Annotated in this window: 18 protein-coding genes and 1 pseudogene; 11 read left to right on the top strand and 8 right to left on the bottom strand. The window is 67.4% G+C overall.

The genetic code is table 11. The annotated features are described in order from the left end of the window. Positions 1-6: 6 nt before the first annotated feature. The 4 genes from F0U63_RS30105 to F0U63_RS30090 form a co-directional block, all read right to left on the bottom strand. On the bottom strand, positions 7-417 hold the full coding sequence (locus F0U63_RS30105; RefSeq protein WP_395835033.1) for a hypothetical protein: 411 nt from the start codon (positions 415-417) through the stop codon (positions 7-9). Between the two features lie 112 nt (positions 418-529). Beyond that, entirely contained in the window at positions 530-751 is a 222-nt protein-coding gene (locus F0U63_RS30100; protein ID WP_071905139.1) for a YHS domain-containing protein, read from the bottom strand. Between the two features lie 217 nt (positions 752-968). Further along, complete coding sequence (locus F0U63_RS30095; protein ID WP_395835031.1) at positions 969-1,811, bottom strand: hypothetical protein; 843 nt, start codon at positions 1,809-1,811, stop codon at positions 969-971. Then, the gene (locus tag F0U63_RS30090; protein WP_395835029.1) at positions 1,808-3,076 is read right to left on the bottom strand and encodes a hypothetical protein; all 1,269 of its coding nucleotides are present in this window, start codon (positions 3,074-3,076) and stop codon (positions 1,808-1,810) included. The genes F0U63_RS30095 and F0U63_RS30090 overlap by 4 nt, the downstream gene beginning before the upstream one ends. Positions 3,077-3,214: 138 nt before the next feature. On the opposite strand from F0U63_RS30090, the gene aspS reads away from it, so the two are divergent. From aspS to F0U63_RS30070, 4 genes are all read left to right on the top strand, one after another. Beyond that, positions 3,215-5,035 carry an aspartate--tRNA ligase gene (gene aspS, locus F0U63_RS30085; RefSeq protein ID WP_395835027.1) on the top strand — a complete coding sequence of 607 codons (1,821 nt, stop codon included), beginning with the start codon at positions 3,215-3,217 and terminating at the stop codon, positions 5,033-5,035. A gap of 15 nt (positions 5,036-5,050) precedes the next feature. Further along, positions 5,051-5,968 (top strand): diacylglycerol/lipid kinase family protein, encoded by a 918-nt coding sequence (locus F0U63_RS30080; RefSeq protein ID WP_395835025.1) that lies wholly within the window; start codon positions 5,051-5,053, stop codon positions 5,966-5,968. A 348-nt stretch (positions 5,969-6,316) separates the two neighbouring features. Beyond that, a complete protein-coding gene (locus F0U63_RS30075) occupies positions 6,317-6,835 on the top strand; it encodes a hypothetical protein (RefSeq protein WP_395835023.1) in 519 nt (172 codons plus the stop codon). A gap of 150 nt (positions 6,836-6,985) precedes the next feature. Beyond that, positions 6,986-7,348, top strand: coding sequence for a hypothetical protein (locus F0U63_RS30070; RefSeq protein ID WP_395835021.1), 363 nt, complete (start codon positions 6,986-6,988; stop codon positions 7,346-7,348). Positions 7,349-7,378: 30 nt separating this feature from the next. Here F0U63_RS30070 and F0U63_RS30065 read toward each other — a convergent pair whose 3' ends face one another. Next, positions 7,379-8,965 (bottom strand): tetratricopeptide repeat protein, encoded by a 1,587-nt coding sequence (locus F0U63_RS30065; protein ID WP_395835019.1) that lies wholly within the window; start codon positions 8,963-8,965, stop codon positions 7,379-7,381. A 196-nt stretch (positions 8,966-9,161) separates the two neighbouring features. On the opposite strand from F0U63_RS30065, the gene F0U63_RS30060 reads away from it, so the two are divergent. From F0U63_RS30060 to F0U63_RS30050, 3 genes are read left to right on the top strand one after another with little or no spacing between them, the layout of a single operon-like run. Further along, a complete protein-coding gene (locus F0U63_RS30060; RefSeq protein WP_395835017.1) occupies positions 9,162-10,427 on the top strand; it encodes an ABC transporter substrate-binding protein in 1,266 nt (421 codons plus the stop codon). Between the two features lie 4 nt (positions 10,428-10,431). Next, a complete protein-coding gene (locus F0U63_RS30055; protein ID WP_395835014.1) occupies positions 10,432-11,319 on the top strand; it encodes a carbohydrate ABC transporter permease in 888 nt (295 codons plus the stop codon). Further along, on the top strand, positions 11,319-12,161 hold the full coding sequence (locus tag F0U63_RS30050) for a carbohydrate ABC transporter permease (RefSeq protein WP_395835012.1): 843 nt from the start codon (positions 11,319-11,321) through the stop codon (positions 12,159-12,161). The genes F0U63_RS30055 and F0U63_RS30050 overlap by 1 nt, the downstream gene beginning before the upstream one ends. Here the strand turns inward: F0U63_RS30050 and F0U63_RS30045 are convergent. The 3 genes and pseudogenes from F0U63_RS30045 to F0U63_RS30035 form a co-directional block, all read right to left on the bottom strand. Further along, the gene (locus tag F0U63_RS30045) at positions 12,151-12,900 is read right to left on the bottom strand and encodes an endonuclease/exonuclease/phosphatase family protein (RefSeq protein WP_395835010.1); all 750 of its coding nucleotides are present in this window, start codon (positions 12,898-12,900) and stop codon (positions 12,151-12,153) included. The two genes, F0U63_RS30050 and F0U63_RS30045, sit on opposite strands and share 11 nt — an antisense overlap. Before the next feature lie 22 nt (positions 12,901-12,922). Further along, positions 12,923-14,797, bottom strand: a complete 1,875-nt coding sequence (locus F0U63_RS30040) for a DNRLRE domain-containing protein (protein WP_395848448.1) — start codon at positions 14,795-14,797, stop codon at positions 12,923-12,925. Positions 14,798-14,824: 27 nt separating this feature from the next. After that, positions 14,825-15,253: pseudogene (locus F0U63_RS30035) on the bottom strand (DNRLRE domain-containing protein); the annotation flags it as partial. A gap of 495 nt (positions 15,254-15,748) precedes the next feature. On the opposite strand from F0U63_RS30035, the gene F0U63_RS30030 reads away from it, so the two are divergent. From F0U63_RS30030 to trxA, 4 genes are all read left to right on the top strand, one after another. Further along, entirely contained in the window at positions 15,749-16,837 is a 1,089-nt protein-coding gene (locus tag F0U63_RS30030) for an SDR family oxidoreductase (protein WP_395835007.1), read from the top strand. 111 nt (positions 16,838-16,948) lie between these two features. Beyond that, the gene (locus F0U63_RS30025; RefSeq protein ID WP_395835005.1) at positions 16,949-17,923 is read left to right on the top strand and encodes a hypothetical protein; all 975 of its coding nucleotides are present in this window, start codon (positions 16,949-16,951) and stop codon (positions 17,921-17,923) included. Positions 17,924-17,989: 66 nt separating this feature from the next. Continuing rightward, entirely contained in the window at positions 17,990-18,277 is a 288-nt protein-coding gene (locus F0U63_RS30020; protein WP_395835003.1) for a hypothetical protein, read from the top strand. Positions 18,278-18,584: 307 nt separating this feature from the next. Further along, positions 18,585-18,911, top strand: a complete 327-nt coding sequence (gene trxA, locus F0U63_RS30015; protein WP_395835001.1) for a thioredoxin TrxA — start codon at positions 18,585-18,587, stop codon at positions 18,909-18,911. Positions 18,912-18,923 lie beyond the last annotated feature (12 nt).

Here is an 18,923-nt window from a genome sequence, read left to right as displayed (position 1 = left end):
TCCTTCTCATACAGAGTCCACGGCAAAGGAGAGTGCCAGCCGTAGGCGTGCCAGCGTCTCCGGTGGTGGCGCGTTGCTTGGCAGAGCCAGGCACTCCTGTGGGGCCTCCCCGTGCGTGCACGAGAGGTCCAGCCAGTCCTGGGCCGTGTCCCGCGCGCTCAAGTCCCAGGAGGCCCTCACCACCCGGCCCTCCCGCCTTGGCAACTCGAGCGACAAAGGCATGTGCAGCACCAGGTCCGTCAGGGCCGAGACGAACTCCTCCTGGCGTACCTCCACTGGCGGAGGCTCTTCGGCTGGGGCCGTATAGACGAGGGGCTCGCCATGGCCCGTGTCCAAACGGACCTGGGGCCCACTCACGCATCCCGCCAGCCAGGGCACCACCAGTAGCAACCCGAGTCCGCTCCGCTTGTCGTGCATGTGCTCCCCCCACTCCCTGGCTAGGGAGCAAGGTGGAGGCTTTCACAGGGTGGATCTGAAAGGGAGAGGGACGGGGTTGATGACCCCCCTCGCGACACCTCCCCTGAGTGGACTAGGCGATGCCCCATCGCACCCGGCCGGGCGTCAGCAGCGCTCCCGCGCGCGCCAGGTCGTTCATCCGGAAGCGTTCCGCGCGCTTCTCGAAGGCCGTGCGGCACCGCTCCGAGCAGAAGAAATACCGCCGCTTCTTGTACTCCGTGGATGGGCGGCCCTCGGGCGCTTCCAGGTGCTTGCCGCACACCGGGTCCAACTGCCGCTTCTGCGTGCTCTTCATCTCCCGCCTCCCCAACCCCATCGGTCTGACGCGCCGTTACAAAAGCAGCACGCGTGCCAGGAGCGGAGTTCAGTGGATTCGCGGGTTTACACGTGCATCACACCTGAAAGGGACGGTAGATCCCTCCAGCGGGGGGAAAAGTTTTCCCTGATGCGGCGGTGGGATGGCCCGCCCGCTCGGTGCCATGGGGGGAGGGCGGACGAGCGCCCGTCCCCCGTTAGAAGCCGAGGCCGGCGCTCAGGCCCGCGTAGGTGTCGTCCTGGTAGCCGCGCCGGAAGCGCATCAGCTCCAGGCGCCACGCGAGCCGCAGATTCGACGCCGTGGGCAACTTCGTGCGGCCCCGGAGGCCCACGCCGTATTGGATGAGGGGCTTGATGCCCTCCGCTGGCGTCAGCTTGCCGCCCACCTCCACGCGTGAAAGCTCGTAGACGATGCCGCCGCCCACCTGCGCGTAGACGCCGTAGTCCGAGCCCTCCCCGAAGGTCAGCTCGTACGCCGGGGCGAGTGAGGCGTAGTGCCGCTGCACGTCTCCGACGACGAGCGCGGTGCCCTCGCGCTGGCCGACGAAGCTGTAGCGCGCGTCCAGCCAGAGCGCCTCGCGCAGGGGCTCGGAGTTGAGCAGCCGCCCGTACTCCCAGGTGAAGCGTCCGCCGAAGGCGGGCTGCGGATCCCCGAACATCTGCCCGCGCGGGCTGCTCAGCAGCATCACCCCACCGAGCACCTCGAAGGCGATGCCCGTGTTCGGATCATCCATGCGCGCCAGCCGCTCGAAGTCCTTCTCCTCTTCTTCCCCGCGCTCGGCCCGGCGGAAGTCTTCCCGGTCCCTGTCCTCCGAGTCCCGTGCGGGATGGCGCTTGGGACGCGAGGCCGCGTCCTCGTCGTCGGGGTAGGCGTAGGGCGTGTCCTCGGGGGGCGCGCGGCCCCTGCGAGAGGGTGCTTCCTCCTCGTCGTCCGGGTAGCGGTAGGGCTCATCCGGGCCCTGGGCGAGCGCGGGTGAGGTGAGCGCGAGACAGCCCAGGAGGGAAAACAGCGGCCAGGCGGGGGGGGCGCGGGTCGTCATGGGGTGGAGTAGATCGTGGGGCAGTCGCCGGGGACGGTGCTGGCGGGGCAGGCATTGGCGCCGGCCAGGGAGGAGGCGGGGATCTGCAGGATGTTGACGAAGTTGTTGCACACCTGCGCCTGCAGGGTGCTGCCGGCCGGCAGGTGCTGCACGATGGCCTTGGCGGCCACGGCGAGCGTGAAGGACTCCTGCGAGTTCAGGAAGCCGCTGGCGAGCTGGTTGAAGCCGTACTTGTTCCCGTCCGGGTCCGAGTAGGTGTCCACCAGGGCGCGCACCAGCGCCTGGCGCTCGGCATCGGTGCCCGCGGAGCGGTAGAGCGCGTGGGCGATGAGGGTGCCCACCCGGTACTCCAGGCCGGGCGCCTCGGCGAGGTTGGCGTTGAGGAGCTGGTTGTACGTCAGCGCGTCCATGCACCGGGGCGTGGCCAGGTCGCGCGAGGCCACCAGGGCGTCATCGTAGGTGGTGGACAGCACGCGGGTGTTGCAGCCGAAGCGCGTGGCGCACGAGGCCACGTAGGCGTGGTAGTCGGCGATCCCCTCGTCCATGGCCTTGATGACGTTGAGGCCGGGGGTGAAGCCCTCCTGGGACCAGACGGTGAGGGGAGGGGGCAGGGCGCGGCCATCGAAGACGCGGCGGTTGAAGACGAGGTGGGCGTACTCGTGGGTGAGGATGGAGGCGTTGATGGCCAGGGGCGCCTTCTGCAGCGTGTCGAAGGGCAGCACCATGAAGGCGCCCATCGGTGCGAAGAAGAGGGCATTGTCGCGCTGCGGCTTGTCACTGAGCTCCCCGAGGATGAACTCGGGGAAGTAGTAGACGGGCGTCTGGGGCAGCTGCGCCTGGGGCACGTTGGCCACGGTGTTGAAGTACTCCCAGGCCCGCTCCAGGTTGTAGTACGTGGTGGTGACGTTCCAGGAGTGGAAGTCCGCGGGCGTCAGCACCCCCTGGGCGTCGGGGATGAAGCTGGCGGTGATGGAGCGGCCCGAGTCCTTCGTCATCGCACGCCGCAGTGCGTCTTCCGTCGTGGCCGCCTGGACCCCGGGATCGTTGCCGGAGAGCTGGATGCTCGCGCTCCCCACGAAGCGGGCCACCTTGCCCTCCAGGGAGGCGACATCGGTGAGCGTCTTGAGCTCCACCTCCGTGGGCGTGTACTCCCCATTGCTGGAGAGCACGAGGGCGCGCACCTTCGTGGGCTGGCTCGTCTCGGGCGCGCAGGAGACGACGAGCGTCGCGAGCGCCGTGGCGGCGGCTGTCAGCTTTCGGACCATGCCGGGCTTCTTACTACGGGTCCGGCGGGCACCAGAAGCGGGCCGGGAAGCGCGGTACCTTCCTTCCGGAGTCCTTGACGCGTCGTTTCCGCGCTCTCTATGGTGCCGCCCTTTCTTTCCCTCCTGGCAGGCGGTGTCATGGCGGTCCCGTTCATTACCGAGGTCAAGCGAACCCATACGTGCGGGCAGCTCACCAAAGCCCAGATTGGCGAGGAGGTCGTCCTCTTCGGCTGGGTGCAGAACCGGCGTGATCACGGTGGCGCGGTCTTCATCGACCTGCGCGACCGCGAGGGCCTCACCCAGGTCGTCTTCGAGCCGGACATCGCCAAGGAGGCGCACGACCTCGCGGGCCAGCTGCGGCTGGAGTACTGCATCGGCATCAAGGGCAAGGTCGTCTCGCGCGGCTCCCAGGTCAATCCCAAGCTCAAGACGGGCGAGATCGAGATCAAGGCGTCCGATCTCACCATCTTCAACCGCTCCGAGCCCACGCCCTTCCTCGTCGAGGACAACATCGACACCGCCGAGGAGAAGCGACTGGCGTACCGCTTCCTCGACCTGCGCCGCCGGCCGCTGCAGCAGTCGCTGATCACGCGCTCGAAGATGAACGCGCTCACGCGCAGCTACCTCAACGAGCACCGCTTCCTGGAGCTCGAGACGCCCTTCATGGGCAAGTACACCCCGGGCGGCGCGCGCAACTTCCTGGTGCCCAGCCGGCTCAACCCGGGCAAGTTCTACGCGCTCGCCGAGAGCCCCCAGCTCTACAAGCAGCTCTTCATGGTGGCGGGCTTCGACCGCTACTTCCAGATCGTCAAGTGCTTCCGCGACGAGGACCTGCGCCTGGACCGGCAGCCCGAGTTCACGCAGATCGATCTCGAGATGAGCTTCGTCACCCAGGACGACATCTTCACCATCGTCGAGGGGCTCATCAAGAAGCTGTGGGGCGAGGTGCTGGGCATCGACGTGCCCACGCCCTTCATGCGCATGGACTTCGACGAGTCCATGGCGAAGTACGGCAACGACAAGCCGGACCTGCGCTTCGGGCTGGAGCACGTGGTGCTCACGGATCTCATCCGCCAGCACGGCGCCGCGGGCGGCGTGCCCATGATCTGGGAGGCGGTGGAGCAGGGCGGCATCGTCAAGGCGATGGTCATCCCCGGCGACAAGCCGCTGAGCCGCGCGGAGAGCGACAAGCTGGAGGAGTTCGCCAGGCAGAACGGCGCCAAGGGGCTCGCTCGCGCCAAGGTGGGCGAGGGCGGCGAGTGGACCCAGTCCCCGCTGTCCAAGACGATCACCCCCGCGCTGCGCCAGGCCATCACCCAGGCGTGCGGCGCGAAGACGGGCGACCTGATTGTCTTCCAGTTCGGCCGCGAGTCGCTCGTGCACACCGTGATGGCCAACCTGCGCGTGCACGTGGCCAAGAAGCTCGGCCTCATCCCCGAGTACGGCAGCGGCGGCGTGTGGAAGTTCCTCTGGGTGGTGAACCCGCCGCTGTTCGAGTACGACGAGGAGACCAAGACGTGGGCCGCGGCGCACCACGCCTTCACCCGGCCCCACGACGAGGACGTGCAGTACCTGCACACCGAGCCGGGCCGCGTGAAGTGCCATCGCTACGACGTGGTGCTCAACGGCTTCGAGATCGGCGGCGGCTCCATCCGTCTGCATGATCCCAAGGTGCAGGCCGAGGTGTTCAAGGCGCTGGGCATCGGCGAGGAGGAGGCGCGCGCGAAGTTCGGCTTCCTCCTGGACGCGCTGAAGTTCGGCGCGCCGCCGCACGGCGGGCTCGCGCTGGGCATGGACCGGCTGGCGTTCCTGCTCACGGGTGTCGAGTCGCTGCGCGACGTGATTCCCTTCCCGAAGACGAAGACGGGCACGGACCTGATGACGGGCGCGCCGGGCGACGTGGACGATCGCCAGCTGCGCGAGGTGCACGTGCGCACCGCGCCCCTGCCGCAGAAGTAGAGGACTCACAAGCCGATGAAGACGTTCCTCGTGGTGAACCCGCGCAGTGCTGGTGGAGAGACGGGCAGGCGGTGGGCCGAGATCTCGGGCCAGGTGACCCGGGTAATAGGTGACTTCGGCTTCGGGTTCACCGAGGGAGTCATGGACGCGGTGCGGCTGACGCGGGATGCGCTCGCGGATGGCTACGAGTGCATCACCGCGGTGGGAGGCGATGGCACCGTCAACGAGGTCGTCAACGGCTTCTTCGCGGACGGCAAGGCCATCAACCCCCAGGCGGCCCTGGGGCTCATTCCCCGGGGCACCGGGGGCGACTTCCGGCGGGCCTTCGGGTGGGATCTGGAGCTGGACTCCGCCCTGGCGCGGCTGCGCAGCGACAAGACGGAGCCCTTCGACGTGGGGCTCGCCGAGTACGTCAACCACCAGGGGCAGCCGGAGTCGCGCTACTTCGCCAACATCGCCTCCTTCGGGGTGAGCGCCGCCATCGCCCACGAGGTGAACGTGGGCAGCAAGGCGCTCGGCGGCAACCTGAGCTTCCTGTGGGGCACGGTGAAGACCCTGGCGAAGCACAAGGACGTGCAGGTGCGCCTGCAGGTGGACGGGGGCGAGCCCGAGGCGATGGGCATCACCGCCATCGCCGCGGCCAATGGCCGCTACTTCGGCAGCGGCATGTGCGTGGCCCCCAAGGCCGTCACCCACGATGGCCGCTTCGACCTGACGCTCTGGCGCGACTACACCCTGGGCGACTTCGTCATCAAGTCCAAGGGCGTCTACAACGGCGACCACATCACCTGGACGAAGACGCGCTACACCCAATGCCAGACGCTGCGCGCCGAGAGCGACGAGCAGGTGTTCCTGGAGATGGATGGGGAAGTGCCCGGACGGCTGCCCTGCCGCATTTCCATCCTGCCGGGCGCCATCCGCCTCAAGGTGTAGCGCGCGCCCCGCCGGGCCGGGAGCGCCTCCTGGCCCCATGTGCCTGCGAGCTGGTGAGTCTATCCCTCCTCGGCCGCTTGTATGGCGAGGCGAAGCCGCTCACCCTGGCGCGTGCCTGCCATGAGGCCACGGGCATCCACCTCAAGCAGCCCAATGTCTAGCGCCGTGGCCCGGAGGCCAAATGAGAGCGTTGGCGTTTTTATCTCAGTTGCTGAGATCCTTCTTCTTTAGGGGCATCTGATGTGCGATTCGCTGGATGAATTCAAACGTATGGGTGTCCTCACTCGATGCTGAATTCGTCGATATGGAGCAGTTGTTGAACTCGCGAGTCACTGGGGAGTATTGGTTATGGCTGAATTTCATCAGGAACTTGTCAAGATCGTGATTGATAAGGTGCTGTTGTGTGGCAGCGGGGTTCTCGTGTCGCTCATTACCGCCAAGTGGATAGAGCGACACCGGCGCGAACAAGCAATTATCGTCGAGCTGGGCAAGCTCCGTGCGGCAGCTCTCGTACGCCTCATATCGTTTCTTAGCGAGGCAGATTTGTTGCTAAATACCATCCTTTCGCTTGGGCCGTCTGAGGCGCATGCCGGCGCCAGGCAGATAGCAGAACAGCGCTTTGCTGAGCTGAAGGAGAAAGTCAGCGAAACGATAGGAGGGAGTGGGGCAATCCTTAATGATGAAATTGCGCAGGAGATCGCAAGGTATAATTTTCTGGTTTTTGTGGAAGGCGTTGGTGCTTTGAGTGGGACAGATCCAATTGCTCCAAAGGAATTGGAGAACAAAAGGGAGCAGACACGCGAAATGCGCTCCAAGCTGTTGGCGTATCTGCCACCGCTTCAGCCCATTGATCGAAAGCGCAGATGACTAATCCATTGAGGAGCGCCTGTCCGCCATATCTTGAAACACATAGAAGAGGGAAGAACCGTCCCATTCCGACTGGAAGCCGATGATGTTGCTTGCCATTCATGACGCAATCGGGAAGTACATTGGATCGCGCGATGTGTGAGGGGTGAAATGAGCTCCAAGCTGGAAGATCTCCTGAACTCTCTCGAAGCTCTGGCCGGGCAGCATCCCAACGAGCCGGAAGCCGTGGCGACGATCAAGACTGCGGCCAAGGCGCTCCACTTCATCCGGAGCCTCGGCAAGCTGGAGGACTTCTGGAGTTACGAGAAGGTTTTTGGCACCCAAGAGCATTGGCCGAAGCCTCTCAAGTCCTTTTCCAGCAAGGATCAGGCTCGGTCCTGGCTGCAGGCCCAGCCGGATGTTCCCTACGCTGCCGTGGTGGATGTGGCGGGTTCGCTCCATTCCGTCGCCCGCACGCGCGAGGGTGAATGGGTGCTCGTTCGCCTGCCTTCGATCGAGGAGTTGGAGGGCTGAAGGGTCCCGTGGCCCAAGCGCCAGGCCGCGTCACCTGGCCTCGGTGGCGAGCTGCCGGCGTAACTCCTCGGCCAGGGCGAGCTGCTCCGGGCTCGGGGACCGGTTTTGGGCTTCCCGCTCCAGCAGCGTGAGCGCGCGTCGTGGCTCTCCATGCCGGGCATGGAAGCGCGCCAGGTTCAGCAGGGCCTCCTCGGAGTGCTCGAGGGCGAAGGCCCGTTCGAGCATGACCTGGGCCTCCTCGGTGCGTCCCTGCTGGTCCAGCGCCACGCCGAGCAGGCCGTAGGGGCGGCCATACTCGGGGTCGAGCGCGATGGCGTCCCGGGCGCATTGCTCGGCCTCCGCCCAGTGGCCGAGTCTCACCCAGGTCTCGGCGGCGAGCATCTGGAGCACGGTGCTTCGGGGTTGCACCTCGATGGCCTGGAGGGTGAGCGAGGTTGCATCCCGCCAGTCCTCATGCCTCGACTGCACGGCCAGGGCGTTGCCCACGCCGAGCGCGACGAGCATCCCCCATGCGAGCGCGGGCCGAGGCAGACGGGCGGCGAGGAGCGACACGGCATGGGCCAGGGCCACCGTGGCGCCCATGAGGGGCGCGTAGAGCAACCGTTCGCCATACACGGACGGGCCCACCACGAGCAGGTTGGAGATGGGCAGGAACAGCAGCAGGAACCAGGCGACGCCCGCGCTCACCAGGGGCGCCCGGCGCCAGGTGCTCAGCACCAGGGCGACGAGCAGCCCGAGCGCGCCCAGGCCGAGCCAGGCCCCGGCGCTGTCCACCCCCACGGGGGCGCACGCGGGCGCCGAGCACATGTAGAGCCGGCGCAGGGGGTTGGCGATGCCGGCGAGGTACTGGGACCAGAAGATGTCGGCCGCGCCGAGCACGCGCCCGCTCCAGGAAGCGGTGACGAGCGGGTTGGTCATGTCGCCGATGGTCGCGCCGAGGAACGTCCCCAGGGCGTGCTTGCGCATCCCCAGGACGGCTGCCGTCACGATTGCATAGACGCCCAGCCGGCCCCAGGGCTGGGCGCGCCAGCGGCCCGTGCGCAGCGCCTCCATCAAGCACCACACGAGCGGGTAGAGCAGGGCGCTTTCCTTGGAGAAGAGCGCCAGGGTGTAGCAGCCGGCGGCGAGCGTGGCGGCCCGGAGGCCCGGGGTGCGGTGGGCGGCCCAGCCAAGCAGTCCGAAGAGCGCGGCGAGCACATCCGCGCGTCCGACGATGGAGTGCACGGCCTCGGCGGGAGCGGCGAGCGCGGCGAAGAGGGCGGCGGCGGCCCAGGCGGGGGTGTCGCCCGCCCACGAGCGCCACACGCCGAACAGGGCCAGCACGGCGAGCACATGCAGCAGCACGTTGGTGAGGTGGAACACCCACGGCGCGCCGCCGCCCACCCGCGCGTCGAGCACGAAGGTCAGCACCGCGAGTGGCCGGTAGGTGCCAATGGTCCCCGGTGGAACGCGGCCCCAGTAGTCGCGGGTAAAGGCCTCGACGGGAGACACCTCGCCCTGGACGACGGGGTTGCTCACCACGGCGTAAACATCATCCACGACGAAATCCGAGGGCACGGCGCCCGCGTACACCAGTGCCGTCCACGCGCCGAGCAGCACCCACCCTCGTGTCTTCACGGACCGCCTCCTCGCGTGCCGTTATACAAGGTTCCCGGGCTCGGGAATGTCGAGCAGTGGGCCGGGCGGGCGAGCGAGACGCACGCTGCTGGACACAGCAATTCCACCAGGGTTCGATGTGGGCCCCCGGTGTGCCATACCCCCGAGGACGATGCCGCCATCCCGCTTCGCTTCGGCGCTGAGTCGCAGGCACTTCATGACGTGGGCGCTCGGCACGGGGGCCGCTGTCGCCCTCGGCGGGTGCCAGGAGTCACGCGCGCCCAGGGAGTCCAAGGACTCGAAGGTCACGCTCACGTTCTGGAATGGCTTCACCGGTGGCGACGGGGCGTACATCAAGAAGCTCGTCGAGGAGTTCAACCAGACGACACCGGGCATCCAGGTCAAGATGAACATCTACCTGTGGGCCGACTTCTTCCAGAAGGTCCCGGGCGCGGTGATCAGCGGACAGGCTCCCGATGTCTGTGTCATGCACCTCGACGGCATCCCCACCAACGCCGCGCGCAGCATCATCATGCCCATCGATGACATCGCCCAGTCGCTCGGGCTGAAGTCCTCCGATTACACCTCGCAAGAGGTCTGGGAGGGCGGCCTCTACAAGGGCAAGCGCTACGGCATCCCGTTCGACATGCATCCGCTCGGCATGTACTACAACAAGGGCGTCCTGCGACGGGCTGGCCTCGACCCGGAGAAGCCACCGCGCACCGGCGACGAGTACATGGCGGCGCTCGAGCAACTCAAGGGCAAGGGCATCCAGGGCCACTGGATGGCGCCCTTCCTGTTCACCGGGACGTTCCAGTTCGAGTCTCTGCTGTGGCAGTTCGGCGGGGAGCTGTTCGACCCGGGCGTCACCCGGGCGACCTTCGACTCCGACGCCGGCGTGCAGGCGCTGACCTGGCTGGTCGATCTGGTGAAGAAGGGCTACAGCCCGCCGAACGTGGGCCAGGACGCGGACTTCATCGCCTTCCAGAACGGACAGAACGCCTTCAACTGGAATGGCATCTGGCAGATCAACGCGCTCGACGAGGTGCCAGGGCTCGAGTGGGGGGCGGCGCCCATTCCGAGGATCGGCCCCCAGGAGGCCGTCTGGGGTAACTCCCACCAGTTCGTGCTCATGCGGCAGCGCTCGCCGGACGAGCGCAAGCTGGAGGCCGCGCGCACCTTCATCCAGTGGATGAGCCAGCGCTCCGTGGAGTGGCTCGCCAGTGGCAAGATTCCGGTGCTCCAGCGCGTGGCGGAAAGCCCGGAGTTCAAGTCGCTCGAGAAGCAGGGCCAGTTCGCCCGGCAGGCTTCCTACATCCGCTTCCCACCGGCCGTGGCGGGCATCAGTGACGCGCTGGCCATGGTGGACAAGGCCGTGAACCAGGCCGTGCTCGGCAAGGCCTCGCCCGCCGAGGCGCTGAAGGCCGCCGCGGCGCAGGCCACCCAGGTGGTGCGCGACAACCACGAGAAATACGGCGACTGACCTCATGGACACGCAAGCTCCCATCCGGCGCGCGGGACGCGCGACCCCGTACCTCTTCCTGGCTCCGTACCTGGTGCTGTTCGGGGTCTTCGTGGTGCTGCCCGGCCTCTATGGGTTGTGGATCAGCCTGCACGACTGGGACTTCCTGCTGCCGCGCAAACCCTGGGTCGGGCTGCGCAACTACCAGAACCTCTTCTCCCCGGAGTCGCGTGACTTCGGTGACTTCTGGCAGAGCATGAAGGCCACCGGGCTCTTCACGCTCTTCAGCGTGCCCTTCCTCGTCACGGTGCCCCTGCTCGTCGCGCTGCTGCTCAACCGCGAGTTCCCCGGCCGCACCTTCTTCCGCGCCGTCTTCTTCGCGCCCTACGTGCTCGGCGTGGCCGTGGTGGGCGTGCTCTGGCGCTTCCTGCTCGATCCCAACATCGGCCTCATCAACAACATGCTGTCCTCGTCCATCCCGTGGACCACCGACCTGCCCTGGGCCTGGGTGTCGCTGGTGGGCATGACGGTGTGGTGGACGCTCGGGTTCAACGCGATCATCTTCCTCGCCGGGCTGCAGGACATCTCCCGGGAGCTGTACGACGCCGCCAGGGTCGACGGGGCCAACCGCTGGCAGCAGTTCTTCCATGTCACGCTGCCGGGCTTGAAGCCGGTGCTGCTGCTCGTGCTCACGATGACGATCCTCGGCTCGGCCAACATGTTCGGCCAGTCCTATCTCGTCACGCGCGGGGCTCCGGCCAACGAGACGCGCACCGCCATCATGTTCATCGCCGACACGGGCCTGCGCACCTTCCGCATGGGCAACGCCGCGGCCATGAGCTACATCCTCGCCCTCGCGCTGCTCGTGGTGAGCGCCTTCAACTTCCGCTTCCTCCGGCACGAGGACACGTGATGAGTGCCACTCCCGCCCGTTCCCTCCAGCGGCTCTCCTTCTACGTCCTGCTCGCGCTGCTGACGTGGATCTTCGTGGCGCCGCTGCTCTGGATGCTGAGCACGTCGCTGAAGACGAATCCCGACGCGACCCGGCAGCCGCCCTCGTGGATTCCGCACCCCGTCACGACCGGGGCCTACGTCCCCCTGGTCACGATGGAGTCCGAGACGCCGGTGCTGCTCTGGTTCTTCAACAGCCTCGTCGCGGCCACGGCCAACGCGCTGCTCGTGGTGGCCACGTCGGTCCTGGCGGCGTACGCCCTGGCCCGGCTCGAGTTCCCCGGCAGGCGGGTGCTGTTCGGGCTCATCGTCGGGACGTTGTTCATCCCGACCTTCGTGTTCCTCATTCCCAACTTCTTGATCGTGAGCCAGCTCGGCTGGCTCGACTCCCTGTGGGCGCTGATCGTGCCTGGGGCGGGGAGCGCCTTCGGCGTCTTCTTCATGCGCCAGTTCTTCGCGACCCTGCCCCGGGAGCTGGAGGACGCGGCGCTGCTCGAGGGCGCCAATCAATGGCAGATCTTCCTGCGCATCATCCTGCCGCTCGCCCGTCCCGGCATCGCGACGCTGTCCGTGCTGGCCTTCCTCACCAACTACAATGACTTCATCTGGCCGGTGTACGTGTTGTTCAGCCCGCGCAACTTCACCCTCCCGCCCGGATTGTCCATCCTCCAGGGCGCCTACACGACGAACTACCCGGTGATCATGGCGGGCGGCGTCGTCGCCAGCATCCCGGCGATCCTCCTGTTCATCCTCGCCCAGCGGCACGTCATCGAGGGGGTGTCCCGCAGCGGCCTCAAGGGCTGAGCCACTCGAGCTGTGCCGTCACCGCCAGGTGGTCCGACACGCGCTCGGCGAGGGTGTGCTGCTCCCGGAAGCGCAGGGCCCCGGGCGCGAGGATCCAATCCAGCCGGAGCGCCGGACGGCGGGCGGGAAAGGTGGGCTCACCGCCGCCGGGCGAGGGCGCGTGCAGCGCCAGCGCCCCCACCAATTGAGCGAGAGAGCCTGTCGGTGAGTCCCCGGGCGAGTTCAGGTCCCCCAGCACCAGCCGGGGACGCGGAGGGCGCCGCCCGAGTGCCTGGAGCAACCGGGCCACCTGCCGTTGGCGACAGCGCTCGGAGAAGCTGTCCAGGTGCACCGAGACGACGTCGAGCAGGCGGCCCGCGTCCTCCACCGCCGCCACCACGTAGCCCTTGTCCACGGCCCGGTCCGCCTCGAAGGAGTTCCACTCGGGCTCGAGCAGGGGCCGCCGGGAGAGCAGCGCGGTGCCCCGGGCACAGACTCCGGGCAGGTGCAGGTGGGGCCCATGCAGCAGGTGAGGGTAGCCCGCGCGGGTGGCCAGCCGCTCCAGGGGATCCACCGCGCCGCTGAAGAGCCCGGCCCGGTCCACCTCCTGGAGCGCCACCACCTCCGCCCGCTCGCGCGCGAGCAGGTCGGCCATCGCATCCAGGTGGCCGAGCAGCCGCCGGCGTGGGAGCAGGAAGGGCAGGGGGATGGGGATGGACGGCACGCCGTGCGCGATGTTCAGCGTGAGCACCTTGAGCATGCGTCCCGTCCTCCCGCCCGTGTCACGGCGCGAGCTGGAAGTAGAACAGGTCGGCCGAGCCTCGGGGTGTATACATGGCCCCGTCGAAGATCACGGGCGTGCTGAAGTCCGTGCCCACCAGCACGGAGCCACCGGGCTGGGGCGCCAGCTGGAGCACGGGGTAGTAGACCGGGCCGCCCTCGAAGTTCCGGTCGAACAGGCGCGACCAGCGGTGCAGTCCCTCCGGGGTGTACTGGACCACGAAGGCGGTGGGGCCCGCGGGATTGGAGGTGCCCAACACGCCGCCGCCCAGATCGTACATGTCGCCATGGCCGGAGACGGTGATCGCGTCATCGCTGCCCACGGCGAGCTGTTGGACGCTCGCGGGGTAGAGATCTCGTAGCCACGCATCCGAGCCCGTGGCGCTCAGCGCGCCCACGAAGGGACTGGTGTTCTGGGGGGTGGTGGGATCGCCGTCGTCATGGCCTCCGCTGAATTCCGAGTCCTTGAAGACGAAGATGCCGCCCACGTCCGCGATGAAGGCCACGCCGCCCGTGCTCGTCGCCCGGAGGCTCACGACCTCACCCGCCGGGGCATTGGAGAACAACCGCTTCCACACGAGCACCCCGCTCGGGGTGTACTTCGCGATGAAGGGCGTGGCGGCGCCCAGGACCCCATCTCCCAGGTCCGAGAGACGGCTCGCCCGGCCGCCCAGCAGGACGTTGCCAGCGGCATCGGTGCTCACGGTGCGCACCCGCGCCGTGGGCGTGGCGACGGCCGCCTCGAGGGCCCTGGACCAGACGTGCTCGCCCCGCCAGGTGAACTTCGCCACGAAGCCCCCCCAGTACGCGTCGTTCAGGCCGACACTGGCCTGGCCCGCGAAGAGGGGACCGCCGCCGAAGTCCACCACGCCGTAGAAGTTGCCGGCGACCACGAGGCTGCCCTGGGCATCGGTGGCCACCGACTCCGGCAACACCGAGAGGTAGCCGAAGTCATCTCCGGTGCGGCCCGTGTTGGAGACGAAGCCACGCGACCACACCGTCTGTCCGGTGGGCGAGAACTTGGCGATGAAGAGGCTGGGGAAGTAGGGCGCGTTCGTCAGCGAGCCCATGCCCAGGTCGGGCGTGCCGGTGTAGGTGCCCACCGCGAGGATGTTGCCCTCGGGCGTCACGGTGAGCGCCCGGACGGTGACCGCTTGGGTGGTCACCTGCCGGCTCCACAGGGCCGTGCCGCTCGCGTCGTAGCGCGCCAGGGCGAAGCCCTCTCCCGTGGGGAAGGGGGCGTCACCGAACTGGCCCGCGGCCACGAAGCCGCCTTGCGCGTCCGTGGCCAGGGCCCCCAGCCGCTCCGGGCCCACGCCGCCGTAGTGCTTCGTCCACCCGGTGCTCCCTCCGCCCCCGCCCTGGTAGGTGCAGTAGGGGTCCGACTCGAGCGTGACGCGCAGGTGGGGGCGCTGCTCGAGCACGGGCGCGGTGGCCGAGGCGAAGTCCACCCCATCGGACGAATCAGGCAGGAGCGCGAAGCCATACTGCATGTTGGGCGTGGTCATCACGCTCGTCAGGTCGTGCTCCACCCAGGTGCCGGGCGAGATGGCGCCGAAGTTGGCCAGTGCGTCCCCCATCAGCGCTGGCCGGGTGTTCCAGTCGAAGTCCTGCCAGGTGGGGCTGGCGCGGTGGAGCAGCGGGCCGTTGGACGAGCCATCCGTGGCGAACAACCGCAGCGTCACCTGCTTCGGGTGCCAGCCGTCGTCCAGGTTGAAGCCGAACTTGAGATAGCTCTCCAGCCGCGTGGGCGCCGCGTCCACGAGCACGGTCGGTGTGCCGTCGAAGCGGCGCGTGGGCTCGGCCTGGGACGCATACGCGGTCGCGGACGCCAGGCGATCGAAGACCTGGGTGTCCGTGCGCGGCTGGCAGTCCACTGTCGACTCTAAATTGAGAACGAGCTGGGGCTGGTACTGGGCGCGCTCTCGGGAGGCGAAGTCCGCTCCATCGCTCGAGTCCGCCACCAGGGTGAAGTAGATCGGGCCATTGCCGCGCACCGCGGCCGTCACGTCGTAGTCCACCCAGCGACCGCTCGACAGGGCACCCAGGTCACCCAGCGGGGTGGCGCTGTGCGCGGGCGCGTTGTTCCAGGTCAACCCCGTTTCCGACCAGCTATTCTGTGAGGAGAAGACCTTCGGGCCGTCCTTGGTGCCGTCCGTGACGAACAGCCACAACCGGGCCCGCGTCACCTTCCCCGACAATCCACTGATATCGAAGCGCAGGTAGCCTCGCTGTTGGGGCGACAGGTCCACGCCGAGGGTGTCCGCGCTTCCGAAGTTCTGGCTGGGCGCTGTCGCATCCGTGAAGGCGTCGGCGCTCGCGATGAACGCCATGCTCGACTCAACCCCCTGTCTCAACACCGGGAGCGCTCCCTCCTCCGTCTCCGCCCGCTCCTGCGTGCTCGCGCCTCCACAGTGCGTCAGGAGCGCCAGCGCCGCGACGCCCGCCACACACGTCCCTCCCCATCCCATTGCCCTGTTCATCCCGTCCTCCCATGCCGGTAGGGTGTTGCCCGTCGAGGATCTGCACCCCTCGTGCCCCGAGGGGGTTGTCATCGGGAGACGTTGGTGCCAGGGGGCTGCTCCCTTCAGGACAGTTCAAGGCCTCGAAGGGAATGGGAGTGAAAAAGAGTCGACCGGAGTGAGAAGGGCCGGGGATGGCGTGTGGAAAGCGAGTTCATCACGGTCCAGCGCAACGTGCTTCAGCGCAATGCCAGGCGCTGGCATGGAGGGGAACCAACAAGTCACCAGGCTTCTTTGACGGTGCCATCTTGCCCGGCCCGGGGCAGGAGCCTACCTCCTCGTCAACACGGCAAGGAGGTAGGCATCATGCAACGGGTGGCACTCGTCGTCGGGGCCAGCGGCATCGTGGGCAACAATCTGGCCCGGCGGCTCGCCTCGGGGGGGTGGACGGTGTACGGGCTGGCGCGGCGTCCACCGATGGACCTGCCGGGCGTGCATCCTGTCGCCGCCGATCTGTTGCGCCCGGACATGCTGCGCTCGGCCCTCTCCGGAGTGAAGCCGACGCACGTCTTCTTCTGCACCTGGCTGAGGCAGGCCACGGAGGCCGAGAACTGCGCGGTGAACGGGGCCATGGTGCGCAACCTCCTCGAGGTCCTGAGCGGGGAAGAGTCCTTGCAACATGTCGCCCTGGTGACTGGCTTGAAACACTATCTCGGGCCGTTCGAGGCCTACGGAAAGGGCGTGCTTCCGGACACTCCCTTTCGCGAGGAGCAGCCGCGCCTGCCGCTCGAGAACTTCTACTATGTCCAGGAGGATGAAGTCCTCGCCGCGGCCAGGCGGCAGGGCTTCTCCTGGAGCGTGCACCGGCCGCACACCATCATCGGCTTCGCCGTCGGCAATGCCATGAACATGGGGGTGACGCTCGCCGTCTACGCCACGATCTGCCGCGAGACCGGGCGTCCGTTCCTCTTCCCCGGCTCGCCCACGCAGTGGAATGGCTTGACGGATGTCACCGATGCACGACTGCTCGCACGGCATCTGGAGTGGGTCGCGACCGCGGAGGGTGGACGCAACGAAGCCTTCAATGTCGTCAACGGGGATGTCTTTCGTTGGCGGTGGCTGTGGCCGAAGCTGGCCGAGCACTTCGGGGTCCGGGCGGCGGATTACCCGGGCCAGGCCACACCGCTCGAGCGGCAACTGGCTGACGCCGGACCGATCTGGAAGGACATCGCCCGCGAGCACGAACTGGCCGAGAGCGAGCTGGACCGGCTCATCTCCGCGTGGCACACGGATGCCGATCTCGGACGTCCGATCGAATGCCTGGCCGATATGTCGAAGAGCCGCCTGCGCGGGTTCTCGGATTACCAGTACACGCCGGACTCGTTCTTCGAGCTCTTCTGGAAGCTGCGCGAGGCGCGGTTGATTCCCCCCGCTCGGCCAGCGGGCAGTGCCTGAGCCGGTGTTTCGACGCGGCTGGCCAAACCGTGAACTTCGCTGCTTTCTCAGGTATCACCCGCCGTGCGATGTGGCTTACACTGCACAGCACATACACGAGGCGGAACCATCATGAGAACGCGGAGTGCAGTGGCGAGCAGCGGCCTGTGGGGATTGCTGGTGGTGCTCGGAGCGACGGGGGCACTCGCCCAGGGCTCGCAGGTGCCGGCGGCCACGGTGCCACGGCAGGAGGATGCGCCCTCGCGAGTGATTCCACCCCTGCACACCTTCTACCGGGTGGGCATCGCCGCGCGCGCGAACCCCACGGGCCTCTTCACCAACCTCACCTTCCAGGTGCGCTACCGCCTGTACGAGAGCGAGTCGCCCCTGCTGAAGGACAACTACATCGGCCTGGGGCCGGTGGCCTTCGTGAGTCCCGCGCTGGTGCGCGGCGGCATCGGCGTGGAGTTCCAGCCGCTCCCCATCTTGCAGCTCTCCGCCTCCTACGAGGGCATTGGCTGGTTCGGCAACTTCAACTACCTGCAGTCCTTCCCCAGCCCCAACTCGGACGCGAGCGATCGGCGCCTGGCGGAGCTCGGCGGGGTGGGGGGGTCGAACTATGTCTCCAATGGCACCCTGTTCACCCTGGCCGCGCTGGTGCAATTCAAGGTGGGCCCCCTCGCGGTGCGCAGCAACCCGCGCGTCTTCAACTTCAACATGAAGCTGCGCGACGGAGACCGCGTCTTCTACGAGCCGGTGCTGGACGTGGTGGCCCCCAATGGCGGCTGGGTGGCGACCAACGACGCGGACCTGCTCTACCTGGCGGGCCGCTTGTCGGTGGGCGTGCGCTACACGGCCACGGGCAGCTTCTACCAGCCCGAGCACTACCCGGCCGGAGAGACGGACCTCGGGCTCAACCCCGCCATCCACCGGGTGGGCCCCATCATCTCCTACACCTTCTATGACGAGCCCGACCGGCTCTTCAACGCCCCCTCCGTGGTGCTCATCTCCCAGTGGTTCCTCAGCCACCGCTACCGCACGGGCGCGGAGGTGAGCCAGGCCGTGCCGTGGTTCGCGCTCGGCTTCCAATTCAAGGGCATCCCCTGAGTCGAGGGGGTTTTCGTGCTATCCTGGGTGAACCCCAACAACACGTTGCTCAACCAGGAGAGGCCGATGCGAGTGAAGATCCTTGGTGGTTTGCTGGCGATGGGACTGCTGTCCGCGGGCTGTGGTGGATCGGTCGCGGACGTGAGCGCCGATGCCGCGGCGCGGAGCACGGAGCTGACGAGCCAGGAGCAGGCCCTGGCTCCGACCTGTGCGCCCGGCTACACCGCCTACGACGTCTGGGATTGCGAGCGGATGTGCACCGGCTACGGCAACGCCCTGAACCGCTATTGTTACAACGGCACGGATGAGTACTTCGCGGGGAACGTCCTCAAGTCCTGTGGAGCTTGTTACTGATTCACGCCGTGCTTCATCTCCCCGGTCCTCGGGCAGCAACCGAGGCCGGGGGGCCCCGCTGAGGGCCTGCTCTCCGTCTGGCGCGAAGTGTTCCTCGCGGCCGGGAGGCGGGCCCTCCTTCTCCGTCATGTGTTGAGCGTTTCCCGCCCGGAGCCCGTGCGCTCGGGCGAGGGAGCGACGCCATGCACAATCCCGTGTTCTTGTCAATTCAGTGAAAAGCTCATGGGGCCGGTGCCGGCCGCTGGGCTATGAGATTGTCAATGCGCTCGCCCAGGACGACCCTGGGCACACTGTTGTGGAGCCGAGCATGAGCGATAAATACATTCACGTGTCGGAAGCCAATTTCGACGCGGCCGTGTTGAAGGAGCACGGCCCGGTCCTGGTCGATTTCTGGGCGGAGTGGTGTGGCCCCTGCTCGAGGATTGCTCCGGTTCTGGACGAGATCGCCGATGAATACGTGGGCAGACTGACCATCGCCAAGCTGAACATCGACGAGAACCGCTCCATCGCGCAGCGGCATGGCGTCCGGCGCATTCCGGCGTTGCTGCTGTTCAAGCAGGGACAAGTCGTCGCGGTCAAGGAAGGGGTGCCGTCCAAGCCCCAGCTGAGCGAGTTCCTGACCGCCCATCTGTAGTCAAACACAGTC

The organism is Cystobacter fuscus, from assembly GCF_044360685.1.
Lineage (GTDB): Bacteria > Myxococcota > Myxococcia > Myxococcales > Myxococcaceae > Cystobacter > Cystobacter fuscus_C.
The sequence above is the reverse complement of the archived record's forward strand: the minus strand, read 5'-3'. Positions and strand labels throughout refer to the sequence as shown.

Bases quoted from the DNA above. Each gene is read 5' to 3' on its own strand.
- F0U63_RS30105 (WP_395835033.1), bottom strand. From the start codon at position 417: ATGCACGACAAGCGGAGCGGACTCGGGTTGCTACTGGTGGTGCCCTGG.
- F0U63_RS30100 (WP_071905139.1), bottom strand. From the start codon at position 751: ATGAAGAGCACGCAGAAGCGGCAGTTGGACCCGGTGTGCGGCAAGCAC.
- F0U63_RS30095 (WP_395835031.1), bottom strand. From the start codon at position 1,811: ATGACGACCCGCGCCCCCCCCGCCTGGCCGCTGTTTTCCCTCCTGGGC.
- F0U63_RS30090 (WP_395835029.1), bottom strand. From the start codon at position 3,076: ATGGTCCGAAAGCTGACAGCCGCCGCCACGGCGCTCGCGACGCTCGTC.
- aspS (WP_395835027.1), top strand. From the start codon at position 3,215: ATGGCGGTCCCGTTCATTACCGAGGTCAAGCGAACCCATACGTGCGGG.
- F0U63_RS30080 (WP_395835025.1), top strand. From the start codon at position 5,051: ATGAAGACGTTCCTCGTGGTGAACCCGCGCAGTGCTGGTGGAGAGACG.
- F0U63_RS30075 (WP_395835023.1), top strand. From the start codon at position 6,317: ATGGCTGAATTTCATCAGGAACTTGTCAAGATCGTGATTGATAAGGTG.
- F0U63_RS30070 (WP_395835021.1), top strand. From the start codon at position 6,986: ATGAGCTCCAAGCTGGAAGATCTCCTGAACTCTCTCGAAGCTCTGGCC.
- F0U63_RS30060 (WP_395835017.1), top strand. From the start codon at position 9,162: ATGACGTGGGCGCTCGGCACGGGGGCCGCTGTCGCCCTCGGCGGGTGC.
- F0U63_RS30055 (WP_395835014.1), top strand. From the start codon at position 10,432: ATGGACACGCAAGCTCCCATCCGGCGCGCGGGACGCGCGACCCCGTAC.
- F0U63_RS30050 (WP_395835012.1), top strand. From the start codon at position 11,319: ATGAGTGCCACTCCCGCCCGTTCCCTCCAGCGGCTCTCCTTCTACGTC.
- F0U63_RS30045 (WP_395835010.1), bottom strand. From the start codon at position 12,900: ATGCTCAAGGTGCTCACGCTGAACATCGCGCACGGCGTGCCGTCCATC.
- F0U63_RS30030 (WP_395835007.1), top strand. From the start codon at position 15,749: ATGCAACGGGTGGCACTCGTCGTCGGGGCCAGCGGCATCGTGGGCAAC.
- F0U63_RS30025 (WP_395835005.1), top strand. From the start codon at position 16,949: ATGAGAACGCGGAGTGCAGTGGCGAGCAGCGGCCTGTGGGGATTGCTG.
- F0U63_RS30020 (WP_395835003.1), top strand. From the start codon at position 17,990: ATGCGAGTGAAGATCCTTGGTGGTTTGCTGGCGATGGGACTGCTGTCC.
- trxA (WP_395835001.1), top strand. From the start codon at position 18,585: ATGAGCGATAAATACATTCACGTGTCGGAAGCCAATTTCGACGCGGCC.